General features: G+C 66.0%; 21 protein-coding genes. 9 read left to right on the forward strand and 12 right to left on the reverse strand.

The window, feature by feature from the left end:
* The first annotated feature begins 170 nt into the window (after nucleotides 1–170).
* Complete coding sequence (locus tag ASC75_RS07955) at nucleotides 171–2282, forward strand: EAL domain-containing protein (protein WP_055972784.1); 2112 nt, start codon at nucleotides 171–173, stop codon at nucleotides 2280–2282.
* Nucleotides 2283–2329: 47 nt separating this feature from the next.
* On the opposite strand, the gene ASC75_RS07960 is transcribed toward ASC75_RS07955, so the two are convergent.
* The 5 genes from ASC75_RS07960 to ASC75_RS07980 all read right to left on the reverse strand — a co-directional run bounded on the left by ASC75_RS07960 (nucleotide 2330) and on the right by ASC75_RS07980 (nucleotide 7769).
* Nucleotides 2330–3970 (reverse strand): CopD family protein, encoded by a 1641-nt coding sequence (locus tag ASC75_RS07960; RefSeq protein WP_055972788.1) that lies wholly within the window; start codon nucleotides 3968–3970, stop codon nucleotides 2330–2332.
* Between the two features lie 5 nt (nucleotides 3971–3975).
* The gene (locus ASC75_RS07965) at nucleotides 3976–4506 is read right to left on the reverse strand and encodes a copper chaperone PCu(A)C (RefSeq protein WP_055972791.1); all 531 of its coding nucleotides are present in this window, start codon (nucleotides 4504–4506) and stop codon (nucleotides 3976–3978) included.
* A gap of 91 nt (nucleotides 4507–4597) precedes the next feature.
* Complete coding sequence (locus tag ASC75_RS07970) at nucleotides 4598–4978, reverse strand: hypothetical protein (protein WP_055972794.1); 381 nt, start codon at nucleotides 4976–4978, stop codon at nucleotides 4598–4600.
* Nucleotides 4979–5073: 95 nt separating this feature from the next.
* A complete protein-coding gene (locus tag ASC75_RS07975; RefSeq protein ID WP_055972797.1) occupies nucleotides 5074–6120 on the reverse strand; it encodes a proline racemase family protein in 1047 nt (348 codons plus the stop codon).
* A 134-nt stretch (nucleotides 6121–6254) separates the two neighbouring features.
* The gene (locus ASC75_RS07980) at nucleotides 6255–7769 is read right to left on the reverse strand and encodes an aldehyde dehydrogenase family protein (RefSeq protein WP_055972800.1); all 1515 of its coding nucleotides are present in this window, start codon (nucleotides 7767–7769) and stop codon (nucleotides 6255–6257) included.
* 588 nt (nucleotides 7770–8357) lie between these two features.
* Between ASC75_RS07980 and ASC75_RS07985 the strand changes: the two genes are divergently transcribed.
* Nucleotides 8358–8996 (forward strand): protein-L-isoaspartate(D-aspartate) O-methyltransferase, encoded by a 639-nt coding sequence (locus ASC75_RS07985; protein ID WP_055972803.1) that lies wholly within the window; start codon nucleotides 8358–8360, stop codon nucleotides 8994–8996.
* Nucleotide 8997: 1 nt separating this feature from the next.
* Here ASC75_RS07985 and ASC75_RS07990 read toward each other — a convergent pair whose 3' ends face one another.
* The 4 genes from ASC75_RS07990 to ASC75_RS08005 all read right to left on the reverse strand — a co-directional run bounded on the left by ASC75_RS07990 (nucleotide 8998) and on the right by ASC75_RS08005 (nucleotide 13914).
* Complete coding sequence (locus ASC75_RS07990; RefSeq protein WP_156381156.1) at nucleotides 8998–9573, reverse strand: GNAT family N-acetyltransferase; 576 nt, start codon at nucleotides 9571–9573, stop codon at nucleotides 8998–9000.
* Between the two features lie 109 nt (nucleotides 9574–9682).
* Complete coding sequence (locus ASC75_RS07995) at nucleotides 9683–10462, reverse strand: Bax inhibitor-1/YccA family protein (RefSeq protein WP_055973072.1); 780 nt, start codon at nucleotides 10460–10462, stop codon at nucleotides 9683–9685.
* Nucleotides 10463–10656: 194 nt separating this feature from the next.
* Nucleotides 10657–13200: an ABC transporter permease gene (locus ASC75_RS08000; RefSeq protein WP_055972808.1), complete on the reverse strand. Its 2544-nt coding sequence runs from the start codon at nucleotides 13198–13200 to the stop codon at nucleotides 10657–10659.
* Between the two features lie 6 nt (nucleotides 13201–13206).
* Nucleotides 13207–13914 (reverse strand): ABC transporter ATP-binding protein, encoded by a 708-nt coding sequence (locus ASC75_RS08005; protein WP_055972811.1) that lies wholly within the window; start codon nucleotides 13912–13914, stop codon nucleotides 13207–13209.
* A gap of 65 nt (nucleotides 13915–13979) precedes the next feature.
* On the opposite strand from ASC75_RS08005, the gene ASC75_RS08010 reads away from it, so the two are divergent.
* The gene (locus ASC75_RS08010) at nucleotides 13980–14600 is read left to right on the forward strand and encodes an arylesterase (protein ID WP_055972813.1); all 621 of its coding nucleotides are present in this window, start codon (nucleotides 13980–13982) and stop codon (nucleotides 14598–14600) included.
* Nucleotides 14601–14739: 139 nt separating this feature from the next.
* Entirely contained in the window at nucleotides 14740–15336 is a 597-nt protein-coding gene (thpR, locus tag ASC75_RS08015; RefSeq protein WP_055972815.1) for an RNA 2',3'-cyclic phosphodiesterase, read from the forward strand.
* On the opposite strand, the gene ASC75_RS25355 is transcribed toward thpR, so the two are convergent.
* Nucleotides 15240–15758 carry a low molecular weight protein-tyrosine-phosphatase gene (locus ASC75_RS25355; RefSeq protein WP_082496469.1) on the reverse strand — a complete coding sequence of 173 codons (519 nt, stop codon included), beginning with the start codon at nucleotides 15756–15758 and terminating at the stop codon, nucleotides 15240–15242. The two genes, thpR and ASC75_RS25355, sit on opposite strands and share 97 nt — an antisense overlap.
* Before the next feature lie 50 nt (nucleotides 15759–15808).
* Here ASC75_RS25355 and ASC75_RS08025 point away from each other — a divergent pair, with 50 nt between their 5' ends.
* The 3 genes from ASC75_RS08025 (at nucleotide 15809) to ASC75_RS08035 (ending at nucleotide 17288) form a co-directional block, all read left to right on the forward strand.
* Nucleotides 15809–16105, forward strand: a complete 297-nt coding sequence (locus tag ASC75_RS08025; RefSeq protein ID WP_055972820.1) for a 4a-hydroxytetrahydrobiopterin dehydratase — start codon at nucleotides 15809–15811, stop codon at nucleotides 16103–16105.
* A 76-nt stretch (nucleotides 16106–16181) separates the two neighbouring features.
* Nucleotides 16182–16544 (forward strand): YkvA family protein, encoded by a 363-nt coding sequence (locus ASC75_RS08030; protein WP_055972823.1) that lies wholly within the window; start codon nucleotides 16182–16184, stop codon nucleotides 16542–16544.
* A gap of 240 nt (nucleotides 16545–16784) precedes the next feature.
* Nucleotides 16785–17288 carry an invasion associated locus B family protein gene (locus ASC75_RS08035; RefSeq protein WP_055972826.1) on the forward strand — a complete coding sequence of 168 codons (504 nt, stop codon included), beginning with the start codon at nucleotides 16785–16787 and terminating at the stop codon, nucleotides 17286–17288.
* Nucleotides 17289–17353: 65 nt separating this feature from the next.
* Here the strand turns inward: ASC75_RS08035 and ASC75_RS08040 are convergent, their stop codons facing one another.
* A complete protein-coding gene (locus tag ASC75_RS08040) occupies nucleotides 17354–17686 on the reverse strand; it encodes a DUF1294 domain-containing protein (protein ID WP_055972829.1) in 333 nt (110 codons plus the stop codon).
* Nucleotides 17687–17830: 144 nt separating this feature from the next.
* Between ASC75_RS08040 and rlmN the strand changes: the two genes are divergently transcribed.
* Together rlmN and ASC75_RS08050 are read left to right on the forward strand one after the other, a co-directional pair.
* Nucleotides 17831–19066 (forward strand): 23S rRNA (adenine(2503)-C(2))-methyltransferase RlmN, encoded by a 1236-nt coding sequence (rlmN, locus tag ASC75_RS08045; protein ID WP_055972833.1) that lies wholly within the window; start codon nucleotides 17831–17833, stop codon nucleotides 19064–19066.
* Nucleotides 19063–19524, forward strand: a complete 462-nt coding sequence (locus tag ASC75_RS08050; protein ID WP_055972836.1) for a hypothetical protein — start codon at nucleotides 19063–19065, stop codon at nucleotides 19522–19524. The genes rlmN and ASC75_RS08050 overlap by 4 nt, the downstream gene beginning before the upstream one ends.
* Here ASC75_RS08050 and ASC75_RS08055 read toward each other — a convergent pair.
* Nucleotides 19505–20146, reverse strand: a complete 642-nt coding sequence (locus ASC75_RS08055; RefSeq protein WP_055972839.1) for a LysE family translocator — start codon at nucleotides 20144–20146, stop codon at nucleotides 19505–19507. The genes ASC75_RS08050 and ASC75_RS08055 overlap by 20 nt on opposite strands.
* Between the last annotated feature and the right edge of the window lie 113 nt (nucleotides 20147–20259).

The following is a 20259-nucleotide window of genomic DNA, read 5'->3' on the forward strand; positions in this document are numbered from 1 at the left end:
GGCCGGTAGCCGCGCCGGCTGGAAAATCGCACCGGCGCAACCCGGTTCCTCGCCACCGAAGTTATCGCCCTGTGGCGAAAGCACTGTTACATTAGGAAATTCTTTCATCTTTGCTGTGAACACTCGTACCGGGGTTAGCTAGGAAGTCCTGGCCGACATTGGGGCGTGCGATGTTCAAAGTCATTTCATGTCTTGCTTACGAGCATGACTATTCATTCGTCGTCATTGCCGCGATCGTCTGCGTCGCCGGCGCGGCCATGACTATGCGGCTTTTCGACCGTGCCGCTCGCCTTTCCACAGAAGCCCGCTTTGCCTGGATCATGCTGTCGGGTGTCGCCTGCGGCTCGGCCATCTGGACCACCCATTTCGTCGCCATGCTCGGCTTCCAGCTGCCTTTCGAGGCGGCGTTCAACCCTCTCCTGACGATCGCCTCGCTGCTCATCGCCATCGCCTTCACCGCAGCCGGCCTGCATCTCGCGGCAACGCCGCCCAACGGCATGCCGGTCGAAACCGGAGGTGCGGTGATCGGCATCGGCATCATCGCCATGCACTACACCGGCATGAGCGGCTACGAGTTCGCCGGCCGGATCGAGTGGGACGCCAGCCTGGTCGAGGCCTCGATCCTGTTTGCCGTCGCCTTCGGTGCCCTGGCGATGCACCTGGCGGCGCGCCAGCGCGTCCGCTTCGCCAAGCCGATGGCGGTGGTTGCGCTCGTGCTCGCCATCTGCGCCATGCACTTCACCGGCATGGGCGCGGCAACATTGGTGCCCGATCCCTCGGTGCCGGTGCCGACAAAGGTGTTTTCGAGCGAGTTCCTGGCCGTTCTGGTTCTGGCCACCATGGCGATCATCGCCGGCCTGACGCTTTATGCGATGGATGCCAGGTCGCAGCGCGAACTGGTCGCCAGCTTCCGCCATGCCGCGCAACACGACCCGCTGACTGGCCTGCCCAATCGCGCCTTCCTGTCCGACAACCTGCCCGCAATGCTGGAGCGCAGCGCCGCCGCCGGCAAGGAAGCTGCGGTCATCGTCGTCGATCTCGACCGCTTCAAGGAAATCAACGACGTCCACGGCCACAATGCGGGCGATCTGCTGCTGCAGACCCTCGCCAACCGGCTCAAGGCGCTGACGGGCCCGGGCGAACTGGTGGCGCGCGTCGGCGGCGACGAGTTCGTCGCCGTCAAGCAGGACGTCGCCTCCCGGCAAGAGGTCGACAGCTTCGTGCGCCGGCTTGTCGACAGCGTCCTCGACCCGATCCACAACAAGGCCAAGACGTTGTCCGTCGGCGCCAGCGTCGGCGTCAGCCTCTATCCCGATCACGCCGGCGACGCCGACGACCTGATCGGTGCCGCCGACCTTGCCATGTATCGCGCCAAGCGCGCGCTGACCGACAAGATCTGCTATTATGACCGGTCGATGGACGAGGGCCGGCGCGAGCGCAGCGCGCTCGCCATCGAGTTGCGCCATGCGCTGGATCGCGACGAGTTCGAGCTCTACTACCAGCCCCAGCACGACATGAAGAGCGGCGAGGTGACCGCTTTCGAGGCGCTGTTGCGCTGGCATCACCGCGAACGCGGCCTTGTCGCCCCCGAGGAATTCATCCCGATCGCCGAGGAGAACGGGCTGATCATCCCGATCGGCGAATGGGTGTTGAAAACGGCCTGCGCCGAAGTGGCGACGTGGCGAAGGCCCTACAAGATCGCCGTCAACATCGCTGCCGCCCAGCTCACCCAGGCCGACCTGCCCAGGATCGTCCACGAGACCCTGCTGGCGACCGGTCTCGCTGCCTCGCGGCTGGAACTGGAAATCACCGAGGCCAGCATCATCGAGGACCGCGAGCGCGCCTTGCATGTCGTGCGCCAGCTCAAGGCACTGGGCGTCACCATCGCCATGGACGATTACGGCATCGGCTACTCGTCGCTGTCGACGCTGCAGATTTTCCCCTTCGACAGGGTCAAGATCGACCGTTCCTTCGTCGAGGACGTGGCCAATGACAGCGCGTCAGCAGCGATCGTCCGGGCGACCATCCTGCTTGCCAACGACCTTCGCATCCCGGTGCTCGCCGAGGGCGTCGAGAAACAGGAGAACTTCGAATTCCTGCGCGCCGAGGGCTGCGCCGAGATGCAGGGTTTCCTGTTCGGCCGGCCCCAGCCGCTGTCGGAGATCGCCAGCCTCGTCGGCCGCGAAAGCCGCCCGGCCGAGGCGCCGAGACCGTCGACGCCAGGCGTACGCCGCATCGAGGCCACCGGCCTGGCGCTCAGCCGCCAGTCGGGCGTCGCCTGACGGCAGGCCGAGCGCCGATCGGCCAGTTGGCCCCGTCCGCCTCGATTCTATGGGCGGATGGTAATCTCGCTGGTCAGCGTCACGCGTTGCGTCTCTGAAATCTCGACGTCGATCGACGCCGTCCATGTCCCGGCTACCGGCACCTCCAGCCCGTCGACACGCCAGGTGCCGTCGCCCGGCTTGTACGCGCCGGCACTGATCGGTGCCGCGGCTTCCGCATGATCCATGCGCAGCGTCACGCTGCGCGCGTCGAGCGGACCGAAATCGCCCGTCATGATCACCATCGAGGCACTGACCACGCCGGCTCGTCCCGGCGTGAGACTGAAATCGGCCATCGCCTCTGGCGTGTGAACATGAAACGTCGCCGGCTCGGCCGCTTCGATCGCCAGCACGCGCGGCGGCGGCGTGAAGCGGAAGCCGGCTACCACGGCAAGGATCGCCGCCATGATCAGCGTCTCGACGATGATGTTGCGCGACATCAGGCGCTGCGCCTGCGGCTGCCCGGTCATCGACGGCTTGGTGAGCTTCCAGCGGTTGGCGGCGGCTAGCAGCAGCAGCGGCACGACCAGAGCCAGCTTGACCAGCAGCAGCCTGCCGTAGGCCGTCTGCCACAGGGCCCGGACGTCCTCGACCTGGACGACGGCGAGCACCACGCCGGCGGCAATCAGCGCAGCGACCACATAAGGGATCGCGGTGGAGAAACGGCCCAAGGCCGCGCCGGCTTCGGGCGCATGGCGGCGGCTGGCGAGACAGAGCGGCACGAGGGCGCCGGCCCAGAAGGCAATGCCCGCGCCATGGATGAAGACCATCGGCCGCGTCAGCCACTGCGGCGCGGCCGCACTGGCATGCCCGCTTGCGGCGAGTGCTGCACCCGTACCGGCGAGCGCGGCGAGCGCCAGCCCGCGTGCCAACGCGCCCTCGCTCGCCAGCGCCAGCAGCGCGAACGCCAGCGCCATGAAGGCGACCGCCGCGGTGTACGCGTAGCTGGTCGCGGCCGCCGCCTGCCAGGTCACCGGCTGGCCGAACAGCCCGAGCGGCGCGCCGAGCGCATCGAGCCCCTGCAGGCCGAACGAGATCGGGGCGGCAACGAGACCGAGAGCCGTGAAGGCGGTAACGGCAACCATGCCGTGGCGATTCCCGGGCGCGAGCCAGGCCAGGGCGAATGCCCCGCCGGCGCCGAGGAAAAGGCCGAGATAGAGCGTGAATTTCGCCGCCCACAGGGCGGCCCGCAAAGTCGGGTCGTTCAGCTCCGGCGGTTGCGGCGGCGTGGCGCTGGGGCTGCCGACCGAAAAGCGCGAGAAACCGCCGACCGGATGGCCGTCGTCCGAAACCACCCGCCACGACAGCAGGTAGGTGCCGTTGACGGCATCATTGGCCGGCAAGGCAACAGTCAGGCTGGCACCCGAAACATTTCCGACGAGCCGGGCTGAACTGCCATCCGGCCGCAAAAGCTCGATGACCAGCGCCGTCACAGGCTCGCTGAAGGTCAACGTCGCCTGCGGCGGCAACAGTTGCACCACCGTGCCCTCTGCCGGCACGGCACGCAGCAGCGAGGCATGGGCAGCGGCAACCAGCGTGCCGCCGAAAAAGATCATGCCGGCGAGCAGGATACGGGCCAGCAAGGTTTCAAGGCGCGCGCCGTCGCCGGCAATGCCGCCCCGGACAAGGGAAGGAAAGCGCGCGCCCATGGCGTTCAGTGACCGGAGTGGTCTTGGCTCTGGCCGCCCATCTTGTCGGCCTGGAACTCGACCGTCACCGTGCCGGCCTTTTCGAAGGTCAGCGTGCCGGAGAATTTGTCACCCTCCTTCACCGGCGCCTTCAGGCCCATGAACATGATGTGATAGGCGCCCGGCTTGAGCGCGACTTCGCCGCCGGCCGGGATCTCCACGCCGCCGGTCACCTGGCGCATGGTCATCACGCCCTTGGCGTCGACTGCCATTTCGTGGATTTCGGCCTTCTCGGAAACATCCGACTGGATTGAGACGAGCCGGTCGGCTTCAGCACCGTTGTTCTTGACGGTGAGATAACCCGCGGCAACCTTGGCACCGGCCGGCGTGGCGCGCGACCAGGGGTGGCCGATCTCGATATCGCCGGCCTTGAAGCCGTGGGCGAGCAGCCCATGGGTCGAGGCAAACAGCAGCATCGCTGCAAAGGCGACGATGCCGAGGCGTTCCTCGAAGCTGCGGAACAACGGGCGCACGAGGGCGCGAGCGGAATTGGTCATGGGAACTCCGATATGGAATGGCTGCGCCAGCTGTCGTGGCGCGTGATGGGTCTGAGGTGAAATTCATCGAGCCGCGGTCGTCGCGGCAATCTCAGGCGGCCGGCGGCGGCGCGCGCGGACTGCCGGGATCGTGCTTGGCGGCAGTCGGCGGATCGAGCCGCGCCGGAACGAGGCCGCTGGCCAAGTGGAACGGCAGCGTGACCGGCAGGGCCACGCCTTCGGACGGCATGGCCGATCCGACCGAGAACATGTTGCAGCCGAGTGTGCAGCATTCCGGCAGGCTCGGATGGTCGCTCTTGGCGGGTGCGGTGTGGTCGGTAGCCGAGGTGATGCAGAGCGGGTTGCCGAAGATGTCGAGCGGCGGCGTGCCTTGCCCGATCGCCAGCGCCGCGGTTGCCGTCTGCATGACGAGCATCAGCGCCGCGGCAAGCGCGACCCCGAATCCCCATCCCTGGCGGCGAAACACGACCAAGCGGCCCGATCCTCAGCTTCGATGCCGAATTGATAGCATCATCGGCAGGCCCGGAGAATTGCCGAAAACTGCGACATATTCTTTGACCTGGCGCACTATCGCAGCAGGAAGCCGCGGCCCAGCTCGTCGCCCGCTTCGATCGAGAAGCTCGAGCGTCCCGAATAGAACGCGCGCCCAGCGACCTCGACGCGAACGGCGTCGAACCGTCCGGCCTTGTCGGCCCGCACCGCCTTGCCGGAAAAGATGGCGCCGGTGACGCTCTCGAAGCGGCGCTGGTCGCCGACGGCGAGTTCGCCCCGTGCCATGGCGACCGCGACACGCGCCGACACGCCGGAACCCGTCGGGCTGCGGTCGACCTCGCGCTCGGCGAAGACGCAGAGATTGCGCGTCGGATCCAACGCCCCATTGCCGCCATCGGTCAGGATGGTGCCATAGAGAAAGGCGAGATCGGGATCGTCGGGATGCTCGAGCGGCAGGCCTTTCGCCACCGCCTTGGTGATGCGGTCGGCGGCATCGACAAGCCGGTCGAGCGGCGTCGTCTTGAGATCGAGCCCCAGCGAAGCGGCCTCGACCAGCGCATAGAAGGCGCCGCCATAGCCGAGATCGAACGTCACCCTGCCCAGTCCCGGCACCTCGATGGCCTGGTCGAGCGCGAAGGCAAAGGATGGCACGCTCTCGAAGGACGCGGCACCCGTGGCAAAACCATCCGCTGTCCTTTCGACCTCGACCCGGACCGTCACCAGCCCGCACGGGCATTGCAGCCTTACCTCGGTCACCGGCACCTGCGGCGCGACGATGCCATGGTCGACCGCATAGCGGCCGAGCGCGATGGTGGCGTGGCCGCACATCGTCGAATAGCCCTCATTGTGCACGAACAGCACCGCCATGTCGGCATTGGGCAGGTCCGGCTCGACCGGGATCACGCCATACATGTCGTAATGCCCGCGCGGCTCGAACACGATCAGCCTGCGCAGGTGGTCGAGCTTTTCGCAGGCATGGCGGCGCTTGTCCAGGATCGTCGCGCCGGGGATCGGCGGGTAGCCCGCGGTGACGATGCGCACCGGCTCGCCGCCGGTATGCATCTCGACCGTCTCGATGGTGCCGTCGAAGCGGCCGCTGCCGCTTGTGCTGAGTTCGACCATGTCCGCTCCGCTTTGCTTGCGCCACGATCTGAGCCGCTTCGCCGCCACGCCGTCAAGCTTGATGACCGGCGCAAAGAAAAAGCGCCGCCTGCTTTCGCGGGCGGCGCTCCGGTTTCTGACAGGCCTAGTGGCTCTCAGTCGATGTCGAACGACACGCCCTGTGCCAGCGGCAGCGCCTTGGAGTAGTTCACCGTGTTGGTGGCGCGGCGCATATAGGCGCGCCAGGCGTCAGAGCCGCTCTCGCGACCGCCGCCGGTCTCCTTCTCGCCGCCGAACGCGCCGCCGATCTCGGCGCCCGAAGTGCCGATATTGACGTTGGCGATGCCGCAGTCCGACCCCTCGACCGACAGGAAGCGCTCGGCCTCCTGCAGGTCGAGCGTGAAGATCGACGACGACAGGCCGGCGCCGACTGCGTTGTGGGCGTCGAGCACGGCGTCGAAGTCGGAATACTTCATGACGTAGAGGATCGGCGCGAAGGTCTCTTCCAGCACGGGACCGACCTGGCCCGGCATCTCCACCAGCGCCGGCTTGACGTAGTAGGCGCCGTCATGGCCCTGGTCGACGCGAACGCCGCCGATGACCTTGCCGCCATGTCCGGCGGCTTCCTTCAGCGCCTTCTGCATGCCGTCGAAGGCACCCTTGTCGATCAACGGACCGACGAGCGCCGAGGTCTCGAGCGGACTGCCCACCGAAACGCTCTCATAGGCCTTCTTCAGGCGCGGCACGAGCGCGTCATAGACGCTGTCATGCACGAAAAGGCGGCGCATGGTGGTGCAGCGCTGGCCGGCGGTGCCCATGGCACCGAAGGCAATCGCCCGCAGCGCCATGTCGAGATTGGCGGTCGGGCAGACGATGCCGGCATTGTTGCCGCCGAGTTCGAGGATGGCGCGGGCAAAACGCTTGGCCAGGCGCGGGCCGACGTCGCGGCCCATGCGGGTCGAACCGGTCGCCGAAACCAGCGGCACCTTGGGGTGGTCGACGAGCACTTCGCCGACGGCGCGGTCGCCGATCAGCACCTGCGACAGGCCCTCGGGCGCGTCAGCGCCGAAGCGGGCCGCGGCGCGCTTGAAGATCGCTTCGCAGGCGAGCGCGGTCAACGGCGTCTTTTCCGAAGGCTTCCACACCACCGAGTTGCCGCAGACGAAGGCAAGCGCCGCATTCCACGACCACACCGCGACCGGGAAGTTGAAAGCGGAAATGACGCCGACGACGCCGAGCGGGTGCCAGGTCTCCATCATGCGATGGCCGGCGCGTTCGGTGGCGATGGTCAGGCCATAGAGCTGGCGCGACAATCCGACGGCGAAGTCGCAGATGTCGATCATTTCCTGGACTTCGCCCAGGCCTTCCGACGGGATCTTGCCGACTTCGATCGACACCAGCCGGCCGAGGTCGGTCTTGGCGGCGCGCAGTTCCTCGCCGAGCAGGCGCACGAGTTCGCCGCGCTTCGGCGCCGGCACGTTGCGCCAGGTCTTGAAGGCAGCGTCGGCGCGTTCGATGGCCTTGCCGGCTTCGGCAGGCGAGATCGACGTCAGCGCGCCGATCTGTTCGCCGGTCACCGGGCTGCGCACGATCAGGTCGCCGCCGCTGTAATCGGCCTTGGCAACGCCCAGGCGTTCGAGAAGGGCAGCGGTTTCGCTGGTCACGTTCATGCTGATTACCTTTCCTCGTTCCTCACCACCCGCGGCCATCTGCGTGTCTGTTTTTGCTTGTCGCCGGCCGGGGCTTCGTCGTTTCGTATCTCCGCAGGCCTGGCCGGGAGACGCTTGGCACTGCCTATAGCCTGATCGGGCACCGGAACGCCACACCAGTCGCAGCGCCAGAGGCTCTGGACGGCGAATTGGCACGGTGTGGTCCACAAACCGCTGGAAAGCGCAGGTCGGCCCAAGTGGCGCGCCACGGAAACTGTCGATGTGTGTGGGGGGGGGGGAGGCTGAAAAAACAACACCCGCCGGGGGAGGAGGTCCGGCGGGTGTCGTATTGGTGGCCAGCGTCTGGGAGGAGGTAGGCGCTGACCTATTCGTCGGAAACCTGGGAGGAGGTAGGCCCGACAAATTCGATGACCGATATCTAGCTCCGCTGTGCCTGGTTTTAAAGTGTTGATATTGCATAGGAGCTTTGCGTTTTGTGCAATGCAACATGACCCGTCGCGCCGCAACACCAAGCGGACGTTGCGGCAACTCCGCGAGACCGGGAACTTCGCGCCCACATGCCGGTTAATTGGCAACGGCAGGCAGGCCATGATCGACTACCGCGCAGCGCGCCTCAGAATGGTCGAATACCAGATCGCCCGGCGCGGCATACGCGATCTGGCGGTGCTCGAGGCGCTGTCGGCTGTGCCGCGCGAAGAATTCGTGCCCGAGGCGCTGCGCGACTACGCCTACGACGACACGGCGCTGCCCATCGCCCACGGCCAGACCATCTCCCAGCCCTACATCGTCGCGCTGATGGCAGAGGCGGCGGGACTGACGGGAGCAAGCAAGGTTCTGGAGATCGGCGCCGGCTCGGGTTACGCGGCGGCGGTAATGGCCGAAATCGCCGGGCACGTCGTCACCATCGAGCGCCTGGCCACGTTGGCCGCACAGGCAACGACGCGGCTGCAGCGCCTCGGCTATGCGAATGTCGAAGTCGTCTCGGGCGACGGCACGGCAGGGTGCGCCGGGCAAGCGCCGTTCGATGCCATTCTGTCGGCGGCCGGCACCCGCAAGGTGCCGCCGGCCTGGAAAGAGCAGCTGGCAGTCGGCGGCCGGCTGGTCCTGCCGCTCGGGCCGCTCGGTGACCAGACGCTGATGAAAATCGTGCGCACCAGCGACAGCGACTACACCCAGCGCCCATTGGTCGACGTGCGTTTCGTGCCGCTGATCGAGGGGCCGGGTTGACCTAGCCCTTGCCGCCCTTCGCCACGAAGCGGCGCTCCGGCATCGAATTGGCATCGGGCGGAAGCGTGGCGCCGCCATTCATCGCCAATTGCATGAATACGGTGTCGAGCCAGCGGCCATGCTTGTAGCCCGAGCCCTCCATCCGGCCGGTATGGTGGAAGCCGAGCCTTTCATGTAGCCTGACGGAGGCGCTGTCGGCATGGCCGTCGCCGATCACGGCGATGATCTGGCGGAAGCCGAGCACCGTGCACTCGTCGATCAGCGCCTGCATCAAAGCCTTGCCGAGACCCGCGCCCTTGGCCTCGGGCGCGATATAGATCGAATCCTCGACGATGAACCGATAGGCCGGCCGCGCCCGGAACGGGCCGGCATAGGCGTAGCCCAGGACGACGCCGTCGCGTTCGGCGACGAGATAGGGGTAGCCACCCTCCATCAGCGCATCGTAGCGCACGCCCATTTCCGCGCGCGTCGGCACCTCCAGCTCGTAGCTTGCGGTGCCGTTGAGCACTGCGTCGGCATAGATCCCGGTGATCCGGTCGAGGTCTTCAGGCAGCGTGTGTCGTATCGAAATGCTCATAATTTAGGCAATCCATTCTGCTGCCTCCATTAGAGCAAAGCTTGGCCCAAATGAAAAGGGCGGCCGTTGGGCCGCCCTTCGAAAGTCTGATGGTCCAGGTCCCGGTGCGTTATTCGCGGTTGCCCAGGAACGACAGCAGGAACGAGAACAGGTTGATGAAGTCGAGATAGAGCGTGAGCGCGCCCATGATCGCCTTGCGGCCGGAGACGAGCACGTCGTCGCCGTCGAAATACATTTCCTTGATCTTCTGCGTGTCGTAGGCAGTCAGGCCCGAGAACACCAGCACGCCGATCGCCGAGATGGCGAACTGCAGGGCCGACGACTGCAGGAAGATGTTGACCACCATCGCGATCAGGATGCCGAACACGCCCATGATCAGGAACGAGCCCATGGCGGTCAGGTCACGCTTGGTCGTGTAGCCGAACAGCGACAGCGCGCCGAAGGCGGCAGCGGTCACGAAGAAGGTCTGCACGATGCTGGCGCTGGTGTAGACCAGGAAGATCGACGACAGCGACAGGCCCATCAGGCCGGCGAAGACCCAGAACGCGGTCTGCGCGCCCGAGGTGCTCATCGACTGGATGCGGGCGCTCAGGAAGAACACCATGCCGAGCGGAGCCAGCATGACGACCCACTTCAGCGGCGAACCATAGAGCGCGACGCCGAGGCTGGTCAGCATCTTGCCGTTGCCCATCGTGGCGACGGCAGTGGCGGGGTCATTGGTGGTCGCCAGCATCATCGTGCCGAACGCGGCCAGGCCGGTGATTGCGAGGCCGAGCGCCATCAGGTTGTAAACCTTCAGCATATAGGCGCGCAGGCCCTCGTCGATCGACGCGTCGACGCGGCTGCCTGCCGTCGCCGTGCGCGTCTGGTAATTTCTGAAGTCGGACATGGTTTCCTCTGTTGCTTCTGCCCCGTCGGGTGTCAGGCCGAAACCCAGGCGCCGCTGGCGGGGCTCCAGCATGCCTCCGCCGAAATATGATGATTCTTTCAGGCCAGAACAAGGCCCGTTACGGCCTGAAACCCGCTGTGAGGGCACATTTCTCATACAAATGTCGTTGAAGTCCAGCCCTCGGCGGCATTTCCCTACTCGCTGCGCAACACCGGCGCCGCCTTGTGGCCGAGCACGCGCCAGGTGCCGATGAGACCGAAGCCGACCGTCAGCACCAGGGCGAAGACGATAGTGGCGATCGCCACCTCGGGCAGGAAGGACGACGGCAAGGTCATGATTCGGGCCACGACGAACCAGGCCGCGACGCCGCCTGCGGCGAGCGCGAAGACCGCGGTGGCAAGCCCGATCAGCATGTACTCCAGCGAAAAGGCCGAGATCAGCGTCCGCCGCGTCGCCCCCAGCGTCTTCAGGATCACCGCATCGTGGACCCGGGCGCGATTGCCCGCCGCGAGCGCCCCCGCCAGCACCAGCACCGAAGCGATCAACGCCACGCCGGCGGCCGCGCGGATCGCGGTGCCAAGCTGGGCGACGAGCCGGTTGACGACGTCGAGCGCATCCTTGACGCGAACCGTGGTGATCGCCGGATAGCTGCGCGTCACCGCGTTCAGGATCCTGGCCTCGTCGGCAGGCGCCGCCTTGTCTTCGGTCAGCGTGGCCAGCCAGCTGTGCGGCGCGCCGGCGAACGTGTTGGGCGAAAACACCATGACGAAGTTGATGCCCATCGATTCCCACTGCACCTCGCGGAAATTGGCGATCTTCGCCGTCACGTTGCGGCCCAGCACGTTGACCGTCACCATGTCGCCGAGCTTGAGGCCGAGTTCGCCGGCCTCCTGCGCCGAAAACGACACCAGCGGCTCGCCCGAATAGTCCGCCGGCCACCACGTGCCTTGCGACAGCGTCGAATTTTCCGGGATGTTCTTGGCGTAGGTCAGGCCGCGGTCGCCGCGCAACACCCAGGCGCCCTCCGGCGGCACGTTGAGCTTCTGCACGTCGGTGCCGTTCAGCGCCATCACCCGGCCGCGCAGCATCGGCACCCGCACCAGCTTGCCGCCGGGCGCTTCGGCCTCGACCAGCTTGGCGAAATCGTCGACCTCGCCCGGCTGGATGTCGACGAAGAAGAAGTTCGGCGCTCGCTCCGGCAGGCTGCCGGCGATCTGGCGGCGCAGATTGCCGTCGATCAGCGCCAGCGTCACCAGCAGCGTCAGCCCGAGGCCGAGCGACAGCACCACCGACGGCGTCAGCGCGCCGGGCCGGTGGATGTTACCGACGGCGAGCCGGAGCGCCGTCGAGCGCACGCGCGGGCTCTTGCGCGCCAGCCATTGCACCGCGACCGCCACCACGCGCAGCACCAGGAATGAAAACACCGTCGCGCCGACGAAGATGGTGGCGATGCGGCGATCGCCGGCGAACCAGATCGCAAGCAATGCCAGCGCCGCCGCGATGCCAACCGCGGTGCCGATGTAGACCAGCCGTGGCAGGCCGCGGCCCTCGAAGCCCATCTCGCGGAATAGCGCCGTTGCCGGTACGTCGCGGGCGCGGCCCAGCGGCAGGATGGCAAAGGCCAGCGTCACCAGCACGCCGAACAGCGCGGCCATGCCCAATGCGGCGGGATAGACGCCGGCTTCCGCCGGCACCGGGATGACCGACTGCAGTGCTGCGCTCGCCGCAAACGGCATCAGCGCGCCGAGAACCAGACCGACGGCGATGCCGAAGCCGGCGATCAGCAGGATCTGGATGAGATAAACCGACAGAACGAAGCCGCCGGAGGCGCCGAGGCTCTTGAAGGTGGCGATGACGCCGCGCTTGCCGTCGAGATAGGCGCGCACGGCATTGGCCACGCCGACGCCGCCTACCACCAGCGAGGTCAGCCCGACCAGCGTCAGGAACTGTGTGAAGCGCTCGATGTTGGCCGAGAGCGCCGGCGCCGCATTGCTGCGGGTGCGGATGCTCCAGCCGGCCTCGGGCAGCTCCGCGTTCGCCCGTTCGCGGACGGCGGTCACCTCGGCCTCGCTGGTGCCGACCGGCATGCGGATCTTGTAGGCGTGTTCGACCAGGCTGCCCGGCTGGACCAGGCCGGAAGCGCTCAGGCCCTCCATCGACACCAGCAGGCGCGGGGCAAATCCGAAACCGTCGGAAACCGCATCCGGTTCATTGACCAGCTTAGCCCTCAGCTCGAAGGTCGAGCCGCCGAGCCTGATCCTGTCGCCGAGCTTGAGATTGAGCCGTTCGAACAAAAGGTCCGGCGCGGCGGCTCCATAGGCGCCCGACCGCTCGGCAAACAGTTCATCGCGCGCCAGCGCCGGCTCGGTGACCAGCGTCCCATAGAGCGGATAGGCATCGTCGACCGCCTTTGCCTCGACCAGCGACTGGTCGGAACCGTCCTCCAGCCGCGCCATCGAGCGCATGCCGGCATTGTGGGAGACGGTGCCGAGGCCTTCGAGGAAGGTCTTTTCGGTGTCCGTCGCCTCGCGCTGGATCAGCTGGAAGCGGATGTCGCCTCCAAGCAGCGCCTGGCCTTCGCTGGCGACGCCCGCGGTGATCGCGCGCGCGACCGAATTGACCCCGCCGATGGCAGCGACGCCAAGCGCGATGCAGGTCAGGAAGATCATGAAGCCGCGCAGGCCGCCGCGCATCTCGCGCGCGGCAAAGCGGAAGGCGAGTGGCAAGTCCTTCAGCATCGGCGCCTACGCCCGCACTTTTTCGGCAATGTCCGCGACGGCAGGCACCTCGATGCGCCCCGAGCGCATCGCCACCTGCCGGTCGCAGCGCGCCGCAAGTGCCGGATCGTGCGTCACCAGCACCAGCGTCATCGCCCGTTCGGCAGCCTTGGCAAACAGCAGATCGGCGATCTGGCGGCCGGTCGCCTGGTCGAGATTGCCGGTCGGCTCGTCGGCGATCAGGATGCGCGGCTCCGGCGCCAGCGCCCGCGCGATCGCCACGCGCTGCTGTTCGCCGCCCGAAAGCTCGCCCGGATAATGCGTGACGCGGTCGGCGAGACCGACGGCGGCGAGTTCGCGCTCGGCAATCGCAAAGGCATCGCGCTTGCCGGCAAGCTCCAGCGGCACGGCAACGTTTTCCAGCGCCGTCATGTTGGGGATCAGGTGGAAGGACTGGAACACGATGCCGATGTTGCGGCCGCGGAAAGCGGCGATCTGGTCCTCGCTGCGGCCGTTGAGCAGTTCGCCGGCAATCTTCACCGTGCCGCCGTCGACCCGTTCCAGGCCCGCCAGTACCATCAGCAACGTCGACTTGCCGGAACCCGAGGGGCCGACGATGCCGGTCGCCTCGCCCGCCGCGACATCGAGGCTCACGCCCTTCAGCACATGCACCGAGGAAGCCCCCTGGCCCAGCGTCAGCGATACATCCCTCAGTTCGATGACGGCTTCTGTCACGGCAAATTCGTCCTATATGGAAATTGAAGGGCGGGGATCGTCTTCGTCATATCGGGTCTGACTTTATGGCTTTCAAACAACTCTTTGCCGCAGCCTTCCTGGTGCTTGCGGCCGCAGCCCCCGGCTGGGCCGAGCCTTTCCGCATCGTCGGCTTCGGCGACAGCCTGATGGCCGGCTTCGGGCTCGGGCCCGGCGAGGGTTTTCCCGAAAAACTGGAGGCCGCGCTACGCGCCCGCGGTCACGATGTGGTGATCGCTAATGCCGGTGTCTCGGGCGACACGACCAGCGGCGGCCTGTCGCGCCTCGACTGGTCGATCCCCGACGGGACCCAACTGGTCATCCTCGAGCTCGGCGCCAACGACATGCTGCGCGGCATCGATCCAGCGCTGGTCGAACAGAACCTCGACAAGATGCTGGCCCGGCTCAAGGAGCGCAGCATTCCGGTGCTGCTTGCCGGCATGATTGCGGCGCCCAATCTCGGCCATTCCTATGGCGAGCAGTTCGGCACGATCTATCCCAGGCTCGCCGAAAAATACGGCGCCACGCTCTACCCTTTCTTCCTCGACGGTGTCGCCGGCGATCCGAAGCTGCTGCTCGAGGACGGCATGCACCCCAATGCCCAGGGCATCGACCGCATGGTCGAGAACGCCCTGCCGACGGTGGAGAAGGCCATTGCCGGCAAATGAACCGCGCCTTGCAACGTTGCAACACTTTGGCCCCGGCGGCGTTGTCCAACCGGGCACTGCGGAACAAACCTCTTGCCCGGCGCTGCGATCGATGATTCGCTGACGTTACGGATTGCGATTCGAGGAAGGGAGCCTGGCCATGCCGCGACTTTTCACCGCCCTCGAAATTCCGCGTGATGCCGCCTTGTCGCTGTCCCTGCTCAGGGGCGGCCTGTCGGGCGCCCGGTGGATCGACGTCGAAAACTATCATCTCACCTTGCGCTTCATCGGCGATGTCGAAGGCCACGTCGCCGACGAGATCGTCGAGGCTCTCGACCGTGTCGACAAGCCGGGCTTCCCGCTCACCCTGACGGGTGTCGGCGCCTTCGGCCAGAAGAAGCCGCACGCGGTCTGGGCCGGCGTCACGCCCTCGCCCGAGCTCAACACGCTGCAGGCCGAGATCGAGCGCATCTGCAAGCGGCTCGGCGTCCCCTCCGATCCGCGCAAGTTCACGCCGCATGTCACGCTGGCGCGGCTGCGCAACACCAGCCCGCTCGACGTCGCGCATTACCTCTCGGCGCGCGGCAACTTCGCCACCCTGCCCTTCCGCGTCAGCCGCTTCGTGCTGATGTCGTCGCGCGATTCGGTCGGCGGCGGCCCCTACATCGTCGAGGAAGCCTGGCCGCTCAATGGCACCGACGCCGGTTCGCTGATCCGGTCGGCAAGCGCTTCAGAAGCCTCGCGAATCATGCGGTAGACGGCCAGGAAGCCGTCTTCGCCACCATAATAGGGATCGGGCACCTCCTGCGGCCGGCCGGTGGCATGGCCGAGGAAAAGCTCGACGCGCTCGCGCGCCTGCTGCGGCGCAAGCGCCATGAGGTCGTCGACATTGGAGCGGTCCATGCCGAGGATCAGGTCGAAACGCTCGAAATCGGCAGGCACGACCTTGCGGGCCTGCTGGGGCGCGATGTCGATGCCGTGCAGCGCCGCCACGGCGATGGAGCGCGGGTCCGGTGCCGATCCGGCATGCCAGCCGCCGGTGCCTGCGGAGTCGATTGTGAATTCGCCATCCAGTCCGCGCTCGGCAAGAACGGCGCGAAACACGCCTTCTGCCAGCGGCGAACGGCAGATATTGCCAAGACAGACAAAGAGGATGGATTTTACCGGCTTCTCGACCATCGTTCCCGCGCTATGCTGGAGGAAAGAACTCGATAGCACGGGAGCATGAAATGGCCAGAGAGAAACTTGAACCTGCCGCAGCAGCGCAAGCCATTGCCGAGCTCGGCGGCTGGACCCTGGCCGCCGACGGCTTGTCGATGACGCGCAGTTTCGTCTTCAAGAACTTCAGCGAGGCCTTCGCCTTCATGACCCGCGTCGCCCTGGCGGCGGAGAAGCTGGACCATCATCCCGACTGGTCGAACGTCTACAAGACCGTCGACGTGAAGCTGAACACGCATGACGCCGGCGGGCTGACCGAACTCGACTTGAAGCTGGCGAAGCGAATGAACGCCTATTTCGGTTCCTGAGGGACGGCATCTTGCAGCGGGGCTCGCTCCTTCCCACATTTCCGGCAAAGGAATTCGGGCAAAGGAGACTGTCTGGATGGTGAAAATCCCCGGCTTTGACGGCTTCCGCGGCGGCGATGCGCCGGCGAGCGAGAGCGAGGTGCGCGATAAATTCTGGCGCAAAGCCAGGACCGCCGCCCGCCACGTCCCCTTCATGGAGGAAGTGGTGGCGGCCTATTATTGCGCCATGGACAACAACACCCCGCTGCGCGCCAAGGGCATACTTCTAGCCGCCCTGGGCTATTTCATCCTGCCGGCAGACACCATTCCCGACGTCATTCTCGGCCTCGGCTTCACCGACGACATCGCCGTGCTGACGGCCGCCATCACCGCTGTGCGCGCCCACATGACGCCGGCCCACCGGCTTGCCGCCAAGGAAACCCTGTCGCGCGAGCCCTGACGCGCGGCTGCCTTGTTTCAGCCTGACATCAAAAGTCAAACTCTTGCCGTTTTCGTGGTTTTCAACCGCGACAGGGACACGATGCCTGTGCATGACAGGCCGAACGGCGGGGTTCCAGGGCGGCAAATGTCTTTCTGCAAGGCCATTCACCCTTTGGTAACCCAGATTAAATCAAAATGAAGCCAACGGGCGGGCGCGCAGTCGGCCTGCCCCCGCTCCATATGAACTACAGGAAAAACGATGCGCGGTTTGATAGCTACAATTTCTGGTCTGGTGCTTGCAGCGTCGGCGATGCCGGCACTCGCCCAGTCGGCGACCAAGATCGGCCAGCACAACGCCTGGGGCACCTACAGCTACCAGGCGCAGAACGGCAAGGTCTGCTACGTCCTGACCGTGCCCACCGACAAGCAGCCGCCGACGCTCAACCACGGCGACATGTTCTTCTTCGTCAGCCAGCGCCCGGGCCAGAAAGTTTCCTTCGAACCGCAATTCATTGCCGGCTACGATTTCCAGGCAAACTCCAAGGTCTCGGTCACCATCGGCGACAAGTCGTTCTCGATGTTCACCAAGGGCAAGTCTGCCTGGGTCGAGAATGCCGCCGAGGAGCCGGCACTGATCGCGGCCATGCGCGGCGGCGCCGACATGAAGGTGTCGGCCAAGTCGGGCCGCGGCAACCCGACCAACTACGTCTTCTCGCTCAAGGGCATTTCGGCGGCGCTCAGCTCGATCGCCACCTGCAAGTAAGCCTTTTTGAGTGCATTTCCGAAAAAGCCGGGCGATCACATCGCCCGGTTTTTTGTTGCGAAAATCTACGAAACCGCCCGGCCGCCCACGACGTTGAGCAGGCCCGATACCCATTGCGGCGCGATCAGCCAGATGACCAGCGCGGTGAGGGCGACCGCCTGGAGCAGGACGATGCCATACAGGCGCGACCGGAACGGCTCCTTGCGCGTCTTGTGCCGGAACAGATGCTGGGCCGAAAGCGCACCCAGGCTGCCGCCGGCGAAGGCGAGCCAGAGCAGGGTTTTCTCGGGAATTCGGCGCGCTCCGGACCGGGCCAGGCGCTTGTCGCGCCAGAAGGCAACGAACGCCGCAACATTGACGGCGAGCACCACCAGGACGATGTGAAGGATGTTGCTCATCGAGCCAGCATCGCAGCCATTGCCTAACAGACTGCAAAGCTGCGGCACAAATGCATGGCCGCCAAAACGTGACGCAGCGCCAGACCTGTGATATGTCGCGGCAAAATCCTACATTTGCCGCTATATCAACCTAGCTGAGCCCGAATGACCCTTTCGCTCGACCTCACCACCGATGCCACCCGCGATGCGTTGCGCGCCCGCGCGGCCGCGCCCGTCAAGGGCGAGCTGATCGGCCTCTCCCGCGAGGAACTCGCCGAAGCGCTGGTCTCCTCGGGCATCGTCCCCGAACGCCAGGCCAAGATGCGCGTCCAGCAGCTCTGGCACTGGCTCTATGTCCGCGGCGTCTCCGACTTCGCCGACATGTTCAACATCTCCAAGGATCTTCGCGCCGAGCTTGCCAAGCACTTCACCATCGCGCGGCCCGAGATCGTCGAGGAGCAGATTTCCTCGGACGGCACGCGCAAGTGGCTGTTCCGCTTTCCGCCGCGCGGCGCCGGCCGCCCCGTCGAGATCGAGACCGTCTACATTCCCGAGGAAGGCCGCGGCACGCTGTGCATCTCGTCCCAGGTCGGCTGCACGCTGACCTGCTCGTTCTGCCACACCGGCACGCAGAAGCTGGTGCGCAACCTGACGGCGGAAGAGATCCTGGCGCAGCTGATGACGGCGCGCGACCGGCTGGGCGATTTCCCCGAGCGCGACACGCCCGCCGGCGCCATCGTGCCGGCCGAAGGCCGCAAGATCTCCAACATCGTCATGATGGGCATGGGCGAGCCGCTCTACAATTTCGAGGCGGTGAAGAAGGCGCTGCTGATCGCCTCCGACGGCGACGGCCTGGCACTGTCCAGGCGCCGCATCACACTGTCGACCTCGGGCGTCGTGCCAGAAATCTTCCGCACCGGCGAAGAGATCGGCGTCATGCTGGCGATCTCGCTGCACGCCACCAATGACGATCTGCGCGACCTTTTGGTCCCGATCAACAAGAAGTACCCGCTTAAGGACCTGATCGACGCCTGCCGCGCCTATCCCGGCCTGTCGAATGCGCGCCGCATCACCTTCGAATACGTGATGCTGAAGGACGTCAACGACAGCCTCGAGGACGCCAAGGCGCTGGTCAAGCTGCTCAGGGGCGTGCCGGCAAAGATCAACCTGATCCCGTTCAACCCCTGGCCCGGCACCAACTACCAGTGCTCGGACTGGGAGACGATCGAGAAGTTCGCCGACTACATCAACAATGCCGGTTATGCCTCGCCGATCCGCACACCCCGCGGCCGTGACATCCTCGCCGCCTGCGGCCAGCTCAAGTCGGAATCCGAACGCATGAAGAAGACCGAGCGCCTGGCGCTGGAAGCGATGATGATCGCCGGACACGGCGAGGCGTGAGCCGCTTCCTGCTCTATCTCGGCAAGTTCGCCCACATGGTGCTGGGCTATCTCGCGGCGTCGCTCGCCGCCGGCGCTTTCCTCAACCTGGTCTTCCTTGGCGCGGCCGGCCTCATGGCCGCCGACATGCCGCCGGACGTGGCAACTGGGTCGATGGTCTTCACCATCCCCTTCACCGCGCTGTTCGTCGCCTATTTTGCCTTCGTGCCGGCGCTCGTCGTCATGCTGCTCGCCGAATTGCTCGGCAAGCGCGACTGGCTGTTCTACGCGCTGTCGGGCGGCTTCGTCGCCTTGGTGTTTCTCGGCTTCGCCTACCAGAGCGGCGACCAGGGCTTCGCCTACCGCGATCCCCTGCTGCCGGTGTCGATCATCGGCAGCGGCCTGGTCGGCGGCATCGCCTACTGGTTCGTCACCGGCCGTTTCGCCGGTGCGCTGCGGCCTACTTCGCCTGCGCCGTGAGGATCTTCAGCGCGAAGGCCGAAAACACGCCCGCAAACAGGTAGTCGACGATCCGCGTCACCTTCGGGCTCTTCTTCAGCAGGCCGGCGAACTTGTCGGCGGCGATCACCATCGGCGCCGTCACCGGCAGCGACAGCACGATGAACATGGCGCCGAGGAAGAACAGCTTGCCCGGCGCATTGGTGTCGTGGACCGACACGAACTGCGGCAGGAAGGTCATGAAGAACAGGATGATCTTCGGGTTGAGCAGGTTGATGCCGAGACCGGTCGCCCAGTTCTGGAACACCGAGCGCGGCGCGCGCTTGGCGGTGTCGGGCGAGAACGCCGAACCCTTGGTCACCGCCTGGAACGCGAGCCAGACCAGGTAGCCGGCGCCCGCGATCTTGAGCACCATGAAGGCCTGAGGCGAGGCGACGATCAGCGCCGACAGACCGAGCGCCACCAGCGTGGTGTGGATGACGATCCCGGTCATTGCGCCGGCCATGCAGGCAAAACCCGCCTTGCGGCCTTCAGACAGGGCGCGACCGACGAACAGCGTCATGTCGGGGCCGGGCGTGATCGCGATGATGAAGGTGGCGATCGCAAACTGGAGGATGGTCGCCCAATCGGGAATGAAGGACATGGTCGCGCTGCCGGGTTTTGCATTGGAGGCGTGGTGAAGATAGGTCGGGATTTCACCCAGAGACCTACGCCCGCCGACTTGGCGCTTCAACCCGAAAATGGCGGGCCAGGCGT

The sequence above is a fragment of the Aminobacter sp. DSM 101952 genome (genome assembly GCF_001424795.1).
Lineage (GTDB): Bacteria > Pseudomonadota > Alphaproteobacteria > Rhizobiales > Rhizobiaceae > Aminobacter > Aminobacter aganoensis.